This is a genomic window from Enterococcus sp. AZ104 (assembly GCF_050546705.1).
GTDB classification, from domain to species: domain Bacteria; phylum Bacillota; class Bacilli; order Lactobacillales; family Enterococcaceae; genus Enterococcus; species Enterococcus faecalis.
Genome location: NZ_CP172952.1, coordinates 862,363 through 878,943, shown reverse-complemented (window position 1 = coordinate 878,943; position 16,581 = coordinate 862,363). Strand labels below are relative to the sequence as shown.

Annotated in this window: 19 protein-coding genes and 2 pseudogenes; 2 read left to right on the top strand and 19 right to left on the bottom strand. The window is 36.8% G+C overall.

Annotated features, from left to right (window positions below; translation table 11 throughout):
* Positions 1–103 precede the first annotated feature (103 nt).
* The gene (locus IGJ37_RS04320) at positions 104–1,525 is read left to right on the top strand and encodes a helix-turn-helix domain-containing protein (protein ID WP_002382000.1); all 1,422 of its coding nucleotides are present in this window, start codon (positions 104–106) and stop codon (positions 1,523–1,525) included.
* Between the two features lie 185 nt (positions 1,526–1,710).
* On the opposite strand, the gene IGJ37_RS04315 is transcribed toward IGJ37_RS04320, so the two are convergent.
* From IGJ37_RS04315 to IGJ37_RS04225, 19 genes and pseudogenes are all read right to left on the bottom strand, one after another.
* Entirely contained in the window at positions 1,711–2,106 is a 396-nt protein-coding gene (locus IGJ37_RS04315; RefSeq protein WP_002358131.1) for a DUF805 domain-containing protein, read from the bottom strand.
* A gap of 70 nt (positions 2,107–2,176) precedes the next feature.
* Positions 2,177–2,890, bottom strand: coding sequence for a DsbA family oxidoreductase (locus IGJ37_RS04310; protein ID WP_002365483.1), 714 nt, complete (start codon positions 2,888–2,890; stop codon positions 2,177–2,179).
* Between the two features lie 139 nt (positions 2,891–3,029).
* Entirely contained in the window at positions 3,030–3,476 is a 447-nt protein-coding gene (locus IGJ37_RS04305; RefSeq protein ID WP_002390030.1) for a GNAT family N-acetyltransferase, read from the bottom strand.
* Positions 3,477–3,845: 369 nt separating this feature from the next.
* Positions 3,846–4,088, bottom strand: coding sequence for a hypothetical protein (locus IGJ37_RS04300; RefSeq protein ID WP_002358134.1), 243 nt, complete (start codon positions 4,086–4,088; stop codon positions 3,846–3,848).
* A 70-nt stretch (positions 4,089–4,158) separates the two neighbouring features.
* On the bottom strand, positions 4,159–4,590 hold the full coding sequence (locus IGJ37_RS04295; RefSeq protein WP_325814715.1) for a universal stress protein: 432 nt from the start codon (positions 4,588–4,590) through the stop codon (positions 4,159–4,161).
* Between the two features lie 52 nt (positions 4,591–4,642).
* Entirely contained in the window at positions 4,643–4,948 is a 306-nt protein-coding gene (locus IGJ37_RS04290; protein WP_002358136.1) for a hypothetical protein, read from the bottom strand.
* A 17-nt stretch (positions 4,949–4,965) separates the two neighbouring features.
* On the bottom strand, positions 4,966–5,163 hold the full coding sequence (locus tag IGJ37_RS04285) for a hypothetical protein (protein WP_002360617.1): 198 nt from the start codon (positions 5,161–5,163) through the stop codon (positions 4,966–4,968).
* Positions 5,164–5,234: 71 nt separating this feature from the next.
* A complete protein-coding gene (locus IGJ37_RS04280; protein WP_002407077.1) occupies positions 5,235–5,624 on the bottom strand; it encodes a hypothetical protein in 390 nt (129 codons plus the stop codon).
* 4 nt (positions 5,625–5,628) lie between these two features.
* Complete coding sequence (locus IGJ37_RS04275) at positions 5,629–6,951, bottom strand: Y-family DNA polymerase (protein WP_002386016.1); 1,323 nt, start codon at positions 6,949–6,951, stop codon at positions 5,629–5,631.
* A gap of 144 nt (positions 6,952–7,095) precedes the next feature.
* Positions 7,096–8,250, bottom strand: a complete 1,155-nt coding sequence (emeA, locus tag IGJ37_RS04270) for a multidrug efflux MFS transporter EmeA (protein ID WP_002358140.1) — start codon at positions 8,248–8,250, stop codon at positions 7,096–7,098.
* Positions 8,251–8,442: 192 nt separating this feature from the next.
* Positions 8,443–8,883, bottom strand: a complete 441-nt coding sequence (locus IGJ37_RS04265) for a GNAT family N-acetyltransferase (protein WP_325814714.1) — start codon at positions 8,881–8,883, stop codon at positions 8,443–8,445.
* A 48-nt stretch (positions 8,884–8,931) separates the two neighbouring features.
* Positions 8,932–9,444: a GNAT family N-acetyltransferase gene (locus IGJ37_RS04260; RefSeq protein ID WP_025188867.1), complete on the bottom strand. Its 513-nt coding sequence runs from the start codon at positions 9,442–9,444 to the stop codon at positions 8,932–8,934.
* A gap of 56 nt (positions 9,445–9,500) precedes the next feature.
* Positions 9,501–9,809 (bottom strand): hypothetical protein, encoded by a 309-nt coding sequence (locus tag IGJ37_RS04255; RefSeq protein WP_325814713.1) that lies wholly within the window; start codon positions 9,807–9,809, stop codon positions 9,501–9,503.
* Positions 9,810–9,836: 27 nt separating this feature from the next.
* A pseudogene (locus IGJ37_RS04250) lies at positions 9,837–10,154 on the bottom strand (hypothetical protein); the annotation flags it as partial.
* Between the two features lie 160 nt (positions 10,155–10,314).
* Positions 10,315–10,540 (bottom strand): annotated as a pseudogene (locus IGJ37_RS04245) (AAA family ATPase); the annotation flags it as partial.
* Between the two features lie 9 nt (positions 10,541–10,549).
* Entirely contained in the window at positions 10,550–11,554 is a 1,005-nt protein-coding gene (locus tag IGJ37_RS04240) for a LacI family DNA-binding transcriptional regulator (protein ID WP_002358146.1), read from the bottom strand.
* Positions 11,555–11,560: 6 nt separating this feature from the next.
* Positions 11,561–13,051: a UDP-glucose--hexose-1-phosphate uridylyltransferase gene (galT, locus tag IGJ37_RS04235; RefSeq protein WP_325814901.1), complete on the bottom strand. Its 1,491-nt coding sequence runs from the start codon at positions 13,049–13,051 to the stop codon at positions 11,561–11,563.
* 14 nt (positions 13,052–13,065) lie between these two features.
* Positions 13,066–14,055: a UDP-glucose 4-epimerase GalE gene (gene galE, locus IGJ37_RS04230; RefSeq protein ID WP_002361578.1), complete on the bottom strand. Its 990-nt coding sequence runs from the start codon at positions 14,053–14,055 to the stop codon at positions 13,066–13,068.
* Between the two features lie 15 nt (positions 14,056–14,070).
* Positions 14,071–15,234: a galactokinase gene (locus IGJ37_RS04225; protein ID WP_174120969.1), complete on the bottom strand. Its 1,164-nt coding sequence runs from the start codon at positions 15,232–15,234 to the stop codon at positions 14,071–14,073.
* A gap of 252 nt (positions 15,235–15,486) precedes the next feature.
* On the opposite strand from IGJ37_RS04225, the gene galM reads away from it, so the two are divergent.
* Complete coding sequence (gene galM / locus IGJ37_RS04220; RefSeq protein ID WP_048943792.1) at positions 15,487–16,491, top strand: galactose-1-epimerase; 1,005 nt, start codon at positions 15,487–15,489, stop codon at positions 16,489–16,491.
* Positions 16,492–16,581 lie beyond the last annotated feature (90 nt).

The window sequence follows — 16,581 nt, the reverse complement described above, 5'->3', positions numbered from 1 at the left end:
CATTAAATCACACCAGCTTTCATACCAAGCGGTTTCATTTCTGAAATTGCGTTATTGTTTCGATGATTGTTTCATTAAAGTAAAGGACTTGGGAGGAAACAATATGATTAGGTTTTTAGAAAAAAATTATCGGAAAATGGAAGAAATCATTCGTGTCTTATCCATTTCTGATAAATGGATGACTAAAAAAGAACTTGCAAAATATATTGGTAGTTCTGAGTCTACTTTTATTCGTTATATTGAGGAGATTAAACAGCGTTGGGGCGAAAGTTTAACCATTAAAACATCGCATAAATTAGGCTATCGTTTAGAAAACTTTAATGTGTCCTTATATTTAAACGTGCTGACGGATATGGCAAAAACGTCAACGACCACCCAATTGCTCCATGAGTTTATCCAAAATCCTGGCAAAACCATCGAATATTATTGCGATACCATCAATATTAGTCGCTCTTCTTTTGCTCGAAAATTGAAGCAGTGTAATCAGGTCTTGGAAACTTACTCTCTTCGCGTTATCGTTGATCAAGGCTATCAATTAACTAGCCAAACAGAAGAATTGCCTTTACGTATTTTTACAACCTTTTTCTTTTTAATGTATTATGGTCATTATGAATTGCCTTATCAATTAGATAAGCAGGAAATCAAACAATTAATGCGCCGTAATCAATGCCAATTAAATATTATTAGTATGGATAACAGTTATGAACACGATTTCTTTATTATGTATTTTATTGTTGATTTATTAAGAGAGCATCAAGGCTTTCAGCAACGTTTCCAGAAAAAAACAGATAAAAAGAGTCCAATCAAAATGGAAGATTATCTTTTACTCAGTCGTCATTTTACTGGGCTCAGCCGTGAAACCTATCGGGAAGTTCTCCGGTATTTTCAAAGAGGCGCTTTTCAGCAATACTACTCCGAAGACCAAGAAGTCATCAGTCAAAGAATACGTGAAAATTTAAAATTTAATGCTTTTTCACAGATTGAACAATTAACAGAAGAAGTCGTCGACTTCGCTGTTCACTTGTTAACCTGTCTTTATTTGTTTTCTCAATTAGTGCCTTTTGACACCTCCGAATTGACACAAAGGGCCACCTTTTTCACTCGACAAATTCATTTTACTCAGCTTCACTTATATGCACGATTAAAAGCAGAATTGCATTTCTTTTCCGCTCTTTTAGAAACAAATCTATTAAACTATTCATCTTCTTATATTTTTTGGTTGCTTAATACTTTTCCAGAAATTAACCAGAGTTTCGACTCAAAAAAGATTTTGATTATTAGCGACATGGGCCTGAATCATAGTCAATATATTGGAAACTATGTCCACGATATTTTAGCTTTGCATCGGATTCGTTCAAATACGTTAGCAATTACGGAAGAACAATTAGGTGACCATCGACTCGAAGAATTTGACTTGATTATTACCAATCAACCAATTATTGAAACCAGTGTTCCAAGTATTTTAATTAATGATGCTATCTTATTTTCTAACAAAAGAGAATTGCTCGATTTATTAAACTTTTAACGTCTTAATGGTTTTCCCTATCTACCAAAAAGATAGCCCTTTTAGCAAGAACCGCGTAATGTGAGGTGCCATCATACAGAAGATATTTTTATTTTTCTGAAATAAAAAAGAAAATAGGACATAAGTCGAAATGACTTATGTCCTATTTTCACTCTTAAGATAATCAGCTAAACGAAACCAGCAAATTAAATTTCTGATTGATTCACTGGCCATCTTGTGTGACTTTTACTTGGCAAAATTAATGTAATGAAGATCACTAAAGTACCGATAAAAGGAAGTAAATAGAATAAAATCCACCAGTTACTGTGGTCGCGATCATGCAATCTTCTTGCTCGAACAGTAAAGTTTGCCAACCAAATTAAAGCAGTCAGCAAGAAAAAGATAATGGTCACAGTATTCCATTCTTTAATGATTGTTCCATCATTGGGTGTTACTTCAATATATCTGTAAACGCCCGTAATTGCTGAATAAATCCCTAACACCAAATAATTAATTAATTGTGGCCACCAATATTGTGCTCGTGTTGCTGACGCATTCATTGTTGTAATATTATTCCAGTATTCTCTATACGCGTTAAACATATTATCACCCCCGCATTAACTATTACAGAAGTCTTTCGTTTTGTCAAAGAATAACGTTATTTTATGCTGCTTAATGACACGTCCATGTGCCTTCCTTAAACTCACACGAAGCTGACTCTTCAGAAGAAGGAGTCAATGAAACTAACGGTTGCTGTTGTTTTTCTTCTGCGAGAATTTTTTGAATAGTTTGGCTGATTTGCTGTTTCGGTACTGCACCATTAATTAAATATTTTTGATTAATGATTAGTGCGGGAACTCCTTGTAAACCATAAGCAGAAGCTAGCGCAAAATCTTCTTGAACCGCCGTCCAAACAGCCTCGGAAGCAACAGCTTCTTTCCATAAAGCAAAATCAATCGTTGTCTCTTTTACTAGCTCCTCAATTACTTCTGGCTCTTCAATATTTAAACTTCTCATAAATAAACCTTCTTGTAACTTATCAAACAGTAACCAATAAGTGTCTTGGTTGCCAATGTATCCAGCTGCTTTTGCTGCTAATAATGCATTCTTTGATGTTGGAAAATCAAATCGTTGCTTCCTCATCCCTTCAATATTAAAACGATGCTTTGAATCGTTTTGATTGGCATGCACCCAATGCGTCAAAACTTCTTCTTTTACTGCTGATCGTGAGCCAAACATTGTTTCAAAATCGTTTGCTGACCATCCCAACGCAAACGACCGATGAATCAATTCAATTTCAGGAAATTCTTGTTGAATCTCATGCATGCGGTCAGACATTGGAAAACAAAAACTACAAATAACATCATGGAAAAATTCTATTTTCATCCTTACCCTCCAGTAACTCTTTTTTCAAAACAGATTGAACTAAATTTACCATTTTACTTACTAAAAGTAAACAAATGAAGCCAATTAAAAGAAAAAGGTGAAACAAAATGCGCTGTGGCTTTTGTCTCACCTGTTCTATCTACTTATTCTGATATGTCCATTCCATTACCCGCTCACCATTCGTATCTAATTCACCATTAAATACAAAACCAAGTTGTTGATACAACCGAATTGCTGAGCTGTTCGTATCATAAACACTCAAGTATAGCTTGTTTGTTTGGTATTTTTCTATTAGCATTAACATTAAAAGTCGACAGGCTGCTTTCCCATAACCTTGTCCTTGGAACCGTTGATCAATTAAAAAGCGGTCTAGCCAAACGCGCCCATCTTGCCAACGTCCATACATGGCATAGCCGATTAATTGATTGCCGTCATAAATACCTGCCGATTCCCATTCTGGAAATTGGTCCGATTCTTTTAGATTTTCTGCCATTGATTCAATGAAGGTTTGTTGTTCAGCGAAAACTTGTAGGTTTTCCACTGCTTTACGATTATCGCTTGTTACTTTTTCAAAATGTATTTCCATTGTTTTCACCTAATTAGTTGTTATTTTCAGCATACTTGTATTCTTTCTTGCTTCTTATTTTAACATACTTATTTCCCTTTGCTTTCTCTAACTCTCTGTGATTATACGTTTCTCTTTTTTATGGGAAATCTTCCCTATAAATGGAGACTCTTTTCAAGAGATTTCTTTTTACACTACCCGTTTCAAATGATATAAATGATATATAGAGTGTTTTAACTATGTGCAACATGATTAAAAGTTAACTGTTGGGGAGCAGTTAACTTTTTCTTTTTAACCACAAAAGAGAGGATCCGCTGTGAGAAATAACTGCAGTGGATGCTCCCTTTTGTATATTATTTATTTACTAGCCGATAGTTGAAAACTTTCCCGTTACTCAGTAGTATCGATTTTGTCTTCTTGACTATCTAAAGAACGGTCAACTTTTTCGTCGTAACTTTCCATGGAATTTTCATTTTTATGTTTCTGCTTATCGACCGTTTTATCGACTTTTTCTTTCTGTCGATCAATTGTTTTTTCCATCTCTTCGCCAGCCGAGGTACAACCACTCAGTAAAAGGAAACTTGTGAATAAAAACGCTGACAAGATAACTGTTTTTCCGATTTTTGTTTTCATAAACTCACCTCTCGTTTAATTTAAAAAAACGCCCCGATAAAACATTGTTTCCTTGATTATTTACTCACAATTAGCGAACAACTAAGACATTGCACAAAGCATGGGTAACTACATAATCTGTAGTAGAACCAATCAAGGTTCGTTGAATAGCACCTCTTCCCGTGGCACCTAGCACAATTAAATCTATGGCATAATTTTCAGAAATCGTATTGGCAAGATAACGTTTTGGGCTCCCAAGCTCAACAATTTTTTTGACTGTTTTTACACCAATTTCACTCGCTTGTTTTGCCTTTTCAGTGAGCACCTCTTCTGACTTGTGTTTTTCTAAATCATACAATTCTTCAAAAGAAAATGGACTCGTCGTAAATTCAGCATCATTAATAATTGTAGCTAAATAAAGAGTAGCTTGTTCCTCTTTGGCAATCCTGACAGCTTCTTGAAAAGCTTTTTCAGATTGATCTGAGCCATCAAGAGCAACCAAAATATGTTGATATACTGACATTTTATACGCCTCCTTAACCAAATTAAGAATCAAAACTAACACAACAGCTGTGTTACATTTTAGTGGCTATCTGTTGTAATTTTTCCACGGTTAATGCTTGATAATTTGTTTCTTCAAGTAGTCCCGTTTGAATTTCAACAGAAACATCTTCCGTACATGTTTCTAAAAACATTGTGGCATAATCAAACTGTTGCTCTAAGAATGTTTCATACTCCAGTCGACAACGTAAAAATTCTTTCGCGGTATCCGAAACATGTAAACACATGCGGCGCTTATTCGCTTTCTTGGTTATCACAAAATAGGTTCCCTCTAAAATCGTGGTAATCTCTTCAATAATATACGCTGCATCTTTTACCATTCCGTCAATCCAGTCCTTTATTTGTTTTCAGTGTCGTTGCTTTTTTCTTTGTCGTCACTTAACAGCTCTTTAATTTTTTCACGATTATCGTATAACTTTTTTCCTACGCCCACTAAGGCGCCGCCTGCCAATAACTTTGTTAAAAAACCGCCATTTGCGTTTGTTTTTTTGCCATGGTGTCCTTTTAAATGATGTCCCATCCTAGCCACCTCCATAATTTTTATTTCTATTACCTATGAACATTATCTCATATGTTTTCACAAAACGCACGTATAACAATAGTTTTTTAATCAAGGCTCGACCACTTTGTAAACTCATGACTTTTAATATGCCGAATCTCTTCAAATAAAATATGTGTATGTCCAACTTTTGCATACTCCATTGAACTCATCCCTTCAAAAACACCAACAATTGGCGGTTGAACACGGCCATAATCATCCAATGTATTCAATTGGATTTCTAAAACCTGGTTATTTTTTAAAGACTGCTCTAAGTATTCTTCAATTTCTTCTGTTGTCTGTTGCGGTAAGCGTTCAAACGCTCTCTTAGAATATTCGTCAGAAGCTTCGATTCCTTCTTGTAACTCCCCCAATGCAAAAGCGGTCGCCCATTTCAGTTCAAAGGGCCGATCATGGTACTCATTATAAGGTGTAAATTCTTTTTTTGTTCGTTTCATGATGTTATCCTCCTAAACCGACATTTCCTCCAGCATGTCCACCGACTAATCCTGAACGATGAATTGCCGTCGCGCCTTCCAACAAAGAAGAGGCGTGAATTAAAGCTTGAAAGCCAAATTTTTGTCGGATTTTATCAATCAGATAGTTTAACTCCATTTCACTAATTTGCTCTTCTGGTTCCGAAAATAAATCTAATTGTAAAGATTCATTCCAAACTAATTTTCCATAAGAAAGCCCTAATTGCCGGACATCGGTTCCCGCTAGATAATGTTCTCTAAAAAGGGCTAATACATAGGTAATCAAAACTTTTGTATTGTTTGTTGCAGGAATCGTTTGTTGTTTTCGCCAACCAGTTCGTCCTTCACGGTCAATTTGTCCTTTGGAATAACCAACGTAGACTGTGATACATTCCGTTTGACAATGCGCTTTTCTTAAACGAGCAGCCACTTGTTCTGTCAGTTCCTTTAAGACTAGTTCAATCTGATCTCTTCGCGCATAATCTCTCGGTAAAATCTGACTATTCCCAAATGATTTTTCAGCTTTATGTGGTGCTTTTTTCCCTAAAAAGGTACGATCAATCCCCCATGAATGAGCATACAATTGAAGCCCCATCACGCCAAATGTTTCTTGTAAAAGATGCGGATTCGCTTGCGCTAACTCATATACAGAATCAATTCCTAAACGATTCAGTCGTTTAGCCATTCTGCGACCAATCCCACAAAAATCTGTCAAAGAAGGCAACTGCCAGACAGTATCTGGTACACGATCATACCGCCATTCTGCAATAAAATCTGGCGAATGTTTGGCACCATTGTCCAACGCCAATTTAGCCAGTAACGGATTGTCCCCTATCCCAACGGTCACATAAATACCCACATGATTATAAACGACTCTTTGGATAATCCGAGCCATCTTATAGGCGGTTTCACAATGAAAATAACTTAAAGAAGCCGTTACATCAAGAAATGATTCATCTACACTAAACACAGAGTGATCTTCATCTGCGACAAACTTTTTATATAAATTATTGATTTCTTGATTTTTTTTCATGTACAAATTCATTCGTGGCGGAACCACATATAAATCAGGATGAGCGGGCACTTGATTTTTACGCGTAACATTTGAAACACCTAAAACTTTTTTTGCCATTGGCGATGCTGATAAAACTAATCCCCCCGCATTTTCGGCATTACTCATCACTACTAACATCGTTTTCAACGGATCTAACCCACGTTCTGCGCATTCTACACTAGCGTAAAAACTTTTGCAATCAATACAAAGAATATCGCGACTAGGTTCTTTTTCATAATCAAATTTCACAAACATCACCTCACTTGCAAAACCATTATACGAACAAACGTTCGATTAATCAAGCGAACACTGTTTATTTTTTTGTTTTTTTCAAGAACGGTCGGTGATCAAAAAAATAAGTATTCGGAATTATTATATTCCAAATACTTATTTTTTATTTTACATCTTATTTCGATTTAAAAATAACGATAAAAAGCCCGTTCCTAACAGAATTACTGCTGAAACATAATAAGGGAAAAAGTGATTGATATCAAATAAAGCTCCTGCTGCCATTGGTCCTAAAATATTACCAAAACTTGTAAATGTCGAATTTAGTCCGTTGATGGTTCCTTGTTGATCTCCAGCATGTTTGGATAAATAAGTAGTTACTGCTGGTCTAAACAAGTCAAACGCTAAAAAGACAATAAACGTTGAAAATACAACAACTAAATTATTTTTTGTAAAGGCAATCACGGCAATAAAAATGGCACTTGCAAAAAAGGTTAATTGGATTAAACCCATTTCACCTATTTTTTGGACGATTGCATCAAAGAAAAACAACTGACAAATCAACGCTAAAATACCACTAACCGTAATCACGATTGCTATTTCACTTGTGGTAAAGCCAAAATTAATAGTCGCCATAATACTATAAATAGATTCGAACGCTTGCAGGCCAAAAGAGGAAATTAAGATAATCACAAATAATGAGGTAAACATTGGATTTCTTAAAATATCCATAAATGAACCTTTTTTCGCTTCAACAGCGGCTAAAATTCGTTTCTCTGGCTCCTTCAAAACAGTTAATGTCAAAATAAAACCAATAAACGCTAAAAATGCGGCTGCAAAAAACGGGGCGCGAATACCTAAATAAGCAATAAAACCACCAACTCCTGGTCCGATAATAAAACCACCACTAATTGCAGCTGACACAAGTCCCATCGCTTTCGGACGTTCAGAAATCGTGGTCATATCTGCCACAAAAGCTGTCACTGACGGCATTAATAAAGCGGCGGCAATCCCACCTAAACCACGAGAAATATAAAAACCGCTTTTCGCTTGGGCTAAACCAAATAATAACTCAGAAATTGAAAAAACCAACATACCCGTCGCAATCATTTTTTTCCGACCAATTTTATCCGAAAGGACACCTGCGATTGGCGATGTGATTAATTGGGCAATCGCAAAAATAGAAATCATCATTCCCATTGTGGTACCAGAAAAATGCATTTCTTCTTTTAATTGGGGAATTACGGGAATGACTAGGCCTACGCCTAGAAAAACAAGAAATAAGTTAGAAATTGCTAAGTACATCATACTATTTTTTTTCGTCATAATTTGCCTCCTCCATAAAAAAACAGCCATCAAAAATGGCTATTTCTGTTTCTTTGTATGTACTTTCTTTGACAGTGTTTCGGCTGAAACACTCGTTGAGTCATTGAGATACATTTTACACTAATTCACTGAAAATTTCACTAGTTTTTACTTATTTTTTTAAAGGAAATTGTTATTTTTTAAAGACATAACTTAAGTATCCAAGTATTTAATGAATCGCTTTTGTTTTTTATCAGAAACATAGCCAATGTGTTCATAAAATTGATGTGCTGCTGTACGCTGTTCCCCTGAATTTAAGCGAATCGCAGACAAGTTATACTTTTTAGCTTCCGTTTCTAGGTTCATCATTAATTGTTTGCCAATTCCACGGCCTTCTTCTTCTTTTGCCACTGCTAATCCCAGAACGTTTAATAACGTTTGGGAATAAATTGTTTCATACAGTTGCGCATGCACATAGCCTAAAATCTTGCCTGTCTTCGTTTCTTCATAAACATATAAAAACTCTCTGTCACTGGCTAGTAGTAATTTCTCAATCTGTTTACAGGTCACGTCAACGGGAACTTCATAGCCCAATTGTTCTTTATTAATGATAGTTAACGCCGCTGCATCTGTTGGCTTCATTTTTCTAATCAAGGGTAACACCCTCCTAAATGATATTTATAGAGTATTACTTTGGCTACTCTATAGTTTTTTCGATAAATAAAGAACTAACGCATCATCATTAACACACCGTTCGTTTGGTTTCAGCTGCTTATTTTGAAACCAGACTCCTGAACCATCTGGCACATATCCTTGTTTGATATATAATCTTTGCGCTGCACCATAACCAGGATGCAGGCCTACTCCCAAAGAAACAGTATCTGCATAACTTTTGGCAACATTTTCTGCACGATTTAATAATAACCGCCCCACTCCTTGTTTTTGAAATGGTAAGAATACATTGAAATCAGCTATTTCAGGATATAAATTTTTAAAAGGTCCTTCCTTAGCTAATGGCAGTAACGTCACATAACCTAACAGCGTTGCCTTTTTCTCCGCTACAAAAACCGTTCGTTGCTTGACTAATTGTTCTTCTAAATAGTTCATTAAAATCTCTTGGCGACTTGGCCAACCTTGTTGGACAAATTGAGTATCCAGCGCTAAGATATCTTTCTCTTGCATTTCTCTAATAACCACTAGCTCAGACATCAGCATTTCCTCCCGAAAAGCGTTTTCATTTTATAAAACGAAGCGAATAATTCTTCGCTCCCTTATTCATTTTCAAAACCATCGAGTTGATAATATTTGGGCAAAACAGCAACACATGTTTTTTCTGAATTAACAGCAATAACGAACCCTTGCCATAAGGACCACGTCACCGCTTCACCTAATTTCTCTTTCACTCGTTGAATCATTTCAGCTTGCGTTAAGTCTCGTGCAGGAAAATGTTGAACTTTATCGTTACTGATTAAAAAAATAAACGATTCTGAAAAAGCTGTCATGACTTCAGGTGGTAAATTTTTTAATCGTTCTTGGTAATCCATTGAAACCACTCCTTCTTTTTTATCATACCACAACATCCATTTCTCTAAAAAGCGCAGCACTTACTACTGAATATCTGCTAAAATTTGCCTGATAATCTGCTTTTCAGACAGTTGTTCAGATAACCGCTGTTCTCCCGCAAGCCCTAAATAATCTTCTGGTAGCCACCAACGTTTCATTTCCACGACACCAAATTCTTGATTCTTGTTTCTCTGGCTATGTCTTTTCAACGTTTCTTCAAAAGAAATATCAAAATAATAAACCTGAACGTTTCCTTCAAAGAGATGGATTATTTCCTGAAAAAAGGAATGATAAATGGCTTTTTGAAAAATCCCTTCAACAATCACATACTGGCATTCTTGATAACCAAAAGCCAGAGGTCGGGACAGGAGTGTTTAGCTTCAAGAAATAAGAATAAATTTCCGAAAGATGCTTTTCGTCTTTCGAGGAATTTCGGCTTATTTCCGAAGAAGCTGCTCCTCTCCCGCCGTTTATCTTAAGATTCAAGTCTAAGAAGGTAAGTCGTTTCGACTTACGTCCAAAAGACTGTTTCATCTTTAACACGAAGCATTTCTCTGCGCACCACATCTTGAGAAATCAATAACGATTGTTCTTTAAGACACTGATGAAGCGCTTTAGCTATCGTTGTTTTACCACTACCAGAATTACCACGTAAAATAATTAATTTCGGTTGCATCTGTTTCCCTCCATTTTCTTGATTGTTGAAAACCAGCACAAAAGAGCAAAAAACTTGGAAAAAACTCTCCAAGTTTTGCTGTTATTTTGATGAATGTTTCGTTGAATCTCGCTGAATGAATTCCGTTCCGACAATAATTTTTCTAGGAACTGGTGGGGTATTCAAGCATAACTCTTTCATTGTCTCAACGGCTAGCTCACCCATCCATTCAGTATGAACTTTGACTGTTGTTAATGTGGGTGAAACATATTTTGCGACACTAATATCATTAAAACCAATGATAGAAATATCTTCTGGCACACGAATGGCTGCTTCTTGTAACGCCCGCATCGCACCAATTGCCAACGTATCACTTGCAGCGAAAAAAGCGGTTGGACGAGTGTCCGCTTCTTCAATAAAGTCTTTCATCGCTTGATAGCCTTCTTCAACAGAAAAAGCTGCTTCGACAACCCATTCTTGATGATAAAGGTCCAGATCTTTTAAGGTTTCTTTAAAAGCGACAAAACGTGGATCAACCAATGCCACGTGGGACTCTTTCGTATATTCTTGCCCAGAAAGCATACCAATTTTCTGATGCCCTTGCGCCAAAAATTCTTGCACAATTGTTTTAACACTTCCAGCAAAATCAACAACAATGGAGTTTTGGCCAAAAGCCATTGCATCAAAGTCTACAAATAGAAGAGGTGCGCCTAAGGCGGCTAAGGCCGCCACTTGCTTTTCATCAAATTTTCCTAGGGCAATTGTCCCATCAAATCTTTTTTGAGACAGGTTTGTCAGAGATTCTTTGACTAAAAGAAAACCCAATTCCTCTGCCCGCTTTTCAACACCTAAACGAATCGATAAATAGTAAATATCATCCAGTTCTTCTGGATCGCTGAACCATTGGACAAACCGAATTTTCTTTTTGCCTGCTTGTTTTTTTCTGGCTCGCTTTTTATAATTTAACGTTTCTGCTGTTTCAAATATTTTCTTCTTCGTTTCATCACTAACTGATAATGTTTCATCATAGTTCAAAACTCTCGAAACTGTCGCTGAAGAAACACCGACTTGCTCTGCTATATCTTTAATGGTTACGATGTTCCTCACCTCAAATTAATCATTTTCAATACATTGAATAAATCGTTCAAAAGCACGACGGCCTTCTTCGTCACGTTTAAAGACACCGGCATCTGTTAAAATTTGAACAAAAATTGTCCCAATTCCTTGTTGGATCACGTCTTTGACATTGGCTTCAGTGATGGTTTGCTGACTGAGTTCATCCGCCCAAGCTCGATGACTTTCAGCAATTTGATTGGGTTGCTTTAATAAATACTTTTCGACTTCTCTTAATTCTTGTGCTAGCCTTGGTGGCAAAATAGCTAGTCCCATTACTTCAATTAAGCCAATATTTTCTTGCTTAATATGTTGTACTTCTGGATGTGGATGAAAAATGCCATCTGGAAATTCCTCCGAAACATTATTATCTCGTAAAACTAAATCCAATTCAAATAATGACCCTTTGCGTCGGGCAATTGGCGTAATCGTATGATGCGGTGTGCCATCTTCTGAATAGGCCCGAACTGAGACACGTTCATCAGAATAATTGCGCCATTTGGTCAAAATTAATTCGGCCGCCTCAACTAGTTCCTCTTGATGATCACTTTGAAGACGAATCACAGACATCGGCCATTTTAAAATACCCGCAGTTATCTCAGGATATTTTTTCAAAGAAAATCTTGTTTCCATTGGTGCTAAATCCATTGGAAATGTATGACGTCCTGCTTGGTAATGATCATGAGATAAAATAGAACCACCAACAATTGGCAAATCTGCATTAGAGCCCACAAAATATTCAGGGAATAACTCCGTAATTTTAAGGAGCCGCTGGAACGTTTTTTTCTCGATTTTCATTTCTCGATGTTGTTGGTCCAAGAAAATCGCATGCTCATTATAGTAAGCATATGGCGAATATTGAAAGCCCCAAGCTTCGTCCTCTAAATTTAGTCGGATAATCCGATGGTTTGTTCGTGCTGGATAATTCACACGACCATAATAGCCTTCATTCTCCATACATAACATACACGCTGGATATTTTTTTTGACTCATTTTCTTTTCAGCCAAAATTTTTCGAGCATCCTTTTCTGGCTTCGATAAGTTAATGGTAATTTCTAGTTTACCATAGGGTGAGTCCATTGGGAAAATAATATTTTTGGCGATTGCTTTCGTTTTAATGTAGTTATTCGTTTTACATAACTGATAAAAATAATCCGTTGCTTTTCGTGGAGACTCTTGATAATAATCCATAAACTTCTGATTAATGATGGTTGGGGTCGGCGTAATAAAATCCATTAACTCCGCTTCTAGTTGTTCTGCTTCCGTAATTGAGTCATCGATTTGGTGATTGGCTTGTGCAATGTTTAAAAGATGTTCCACCACACGCAACGGTTCTTGCTCACAAGCAACCGCTTCTGGTTGTTCAAAAAAATCACAGCCAACTAGTTTGGTAATCCGATTCGTCAAATAATAGCGGTCTGTTTCCGTCCAATCGCCATTTTCTATGATTATCTCTACAAATGCAGCAATCCATTTACTACTTTCTTTCATCATCTGATGTTCTCCTATTCATTATAGCCTTGAGGATGTTTCACATGCCATTGCCAAGCGGTGGCGATAATGTCCTTGACCTCAGTTACTTCTGGTTGCCAGCCTAAAACTCGTTTGGCTTTTTCACTAGAAGCAATTAACGTACTAGGATCCCCTGCTCGGCGTGGCGCGATTGTCGCAGGAATTTCTTGACCTGTCACTTCGCGAGCAGCATCTAACATTTCTTTAACAGAATAGCCGTTGTTGCTTCCCAAGTTAAAGACGTCACTTTCGCCGCCATTTTTCAAATATTCTAAAGCCAAAATATGTGCTGCAATCAAGTCTTCAATATAAACATAATCTCGAATGCACGTGCCATCTGGTGTATCATAATCATCCCCAAAAATACTTAGCTCTGCTCGTTGGCCCAATGCCACTTGTAAAATAATTGGCACAATATGCGTTTCTGGCGTGTGATCCTCACCAATTGAGGCATCTTTTTTTGCTCCTGCAACATTAAAATAACGCAAAGCAACATATTTCATTCCATAAGCGTTGTCGCACCATTTCATGATTTTTTCCATCATTAATTTACTTTCCCCATACGGATTTTTAGGATTCGTTGGGGTTTCTTCTGTAATAGGCATTGCTTTTGGTTCGCCATAAGTGGCCGCTGTGGAAGAAAAAACAATATGTTTCACTCCGAATTCTTGCATGACTTCCAAGGCAATTTGAGTGCCGTGAACATTGTTATTGAAATACATTAACGGTTTCTCCACGGATTCTCCTACTAAAGAATTGGCCGCAAAGTGCAACACCCCTTCAATTGATTCCTTTTCAAAGACACTACGTAAAAAAGCTTTATCACGAATATCGCCTTCATAGAAAGTCGCTTGTTCATGAACTGCTGAACGATGCCCCGTTAATAAATTATCAACAACAACAACGGCATATCCTTTTGAAATTAATTGATCAACGGCATGTGAGCCAATGTAGCCTGCGCCACCTAATACTAAAATAGACATTTAAAGCCTTCCTTTCTAAAATAACTTTCTGGCACCATCATCAATTGATGCAGGATAAAAATCAGCAGCATAGCCAATTTTATCTTGATAACTCTGGCCAACAGCTTCAATAAATGCATCTATATTTTGCTTTGGTACCAAAGCAATACTACAACCGCCAAACCCTGCACCAGTCATCCGTGCACCCAAAACGCCTGGTTGTTCTTGCGCACAAGCCACTAAGGTATCCAACTCAATGCCAGTTACTTCGTAATCTTCTTTTAGCGAACGATGTGAGGCATTTAATAATAAGCCAAATTCTTCCAAATCCCCTTCAGTTAGCGCTTGTTTTGCCAATAAAGTTCGTTCATTTTCTGTGACGGCATGACGCGCTCGTTTAATCAACGCTGGATCTCCAATCAATGCTTGATATTGTTCAAATGTCTCGCTGTCTAATTCACCTAAAAATTCAATAGATAACTCTTTTTGAAGCAAACGAACGGCTTCTTCGCATTCTGCACGACGTTCATTATATTTTGAATCTGCTAATTCACGGCGTTTGTTAGTATTCATAATGACAATCGTATACTCACCTAATTTGGCGGGAACCATTTCATAGTGCATATTATTGGTATCTAGTAGAATAGCTTGATCTTTTTCTCCCATTCCTACGGCAAATTGGTCCATAATTCCCGAATTAACTCCAATAAATTCATTCTCCACTTTTTTACCGATTTGCACCAATTCAAGCATTGGACAGTGTAAAGCATATAAATCATTACAGATCGTCCCCATTAAAAGTTCAATAGAAGCAGAAGAAGACAAGCCAGCACCATTAGGAATCGTACCGTAGAAGAGCACATCTAAGCCAGAATCAACATTGTGTCCGCTTTCAATCAAGTAATTTAAAACGCCTTTCGGATAATTTGCCCAATCATCTGAATCTGAATAGGTTAAATCTTCTAATGAAAATTCGATGAGACCAACCTCTTTAAAATTATCAGAAAACATCCGAATTTTTCGGTCGTCTCTTTTTCTTGCCACACCAAATGTCCCTAACGTAATAGCCGCTGGGAAAACATGACCGCCATTGTAATCTGTATGTTCACCAATCAAATTAATTCTTCCAGGGGCAAAATAACAGGCTGTCCCTTTCTCACCAAATATTTCTACAAATCGATTCATTAACAGTTCTTCCATCACTAATCGCTCCTTTCACTAGTAAACAAATTGTATAATATTTACTAAACTTTTGCAAATATTTACTTAATATTTCCTTAATTGTCATTTCGGTTGAAAACGTGTACAATACAATTAAATAAAGATTTATTTTCTTAGTGTTTCTTTTCGACTATTTAAATAATCTAAAAAACAAAATTAAATTTACTAAATATTTACTTAAAGGAAGGATTGATTATTTTGACTATTTCAACTGAATCATTTGGACAAGGAATGCTTCTTTACACACTGACGAATAAAAATGGTGTGACTTTAAAAGCAACAGATTTTGGTGCGCGAATTGTTGCGCTCGACGTTCCTCTTACAAAAAATGAATCCCGATCACTCGTGCTAGGCTTTCCCTCAGCAGATGAATATTTGTCTAAAGACTTATATTTTGGTGCAACAATTGGTCGAACAGCTGGTCGAATTGCCGATGGCTCCTTTAAACTAGCGGGTAAAACGTATCAAACGATGATTAATACTCCTACTCAAACAACACTTCACGGCGGCACACCTGGGTTTGAAAGTAAAAAATGGCACAGCGAAATCCAAGAGGCACAAGTGAATCCTTCTGTGAAATTTTGGCTAGAGAGTCCTGCTGGTGAAAATGGTTTTCCTGGAAATCTCACTGTTTCAGTCACGTATACATTGACTGAAGAAAATGAATGGCAAATTGAGTATCAGGCAACTACAGATGAACAAACACTTTTTAATCCAACCAATCATGTCTACTTTAATTTAACTGGAAATCCCGCAATCCCCATTGATGCGCATGAGTTACAAATAAATGCCCAAAAGTTTGTCCCGCTTGATGAAAGAGTTTTACCGCTTGGAGAATTAGCTTCCGTCGACCAGACAGCTTTTGATTTACAAAAACCTAAAAAATTAGCTGAGGTTTTTTCAAGTACCGATGAACAAATTCAAAAGATGAACGGCTTCGATCACCCTTTCATCTTAACCAATCATGATTTAATTAACCCAGATGTTATCTTAAAAAGTCCTACTAAAGATATCACCTTAGAGATGTTCACTGATCAACCTTCAGTTGTTATTTTTTCAGCAAATTTTGCTGATAACGGTCCCGATATTCAAGGGCAAAAATTAGTCAATCACGGAGCGCTCACATTTGAAACCCAAGTCTGTCCTGGTGCTGAAAGATTTCCGTTGTTCGGTTCTATCACCCTCTCACCTGAACAGGAATTTCACTCAACGACCCGTTTCAAACTAATTTATTAAGTGAAATGGTGCTCTTAACCAAGCTTATCTTCGAACTAAAAAAGATAAGAATGGTTAAGAGCACTTCTATTATTTGACATTTTTAATCGC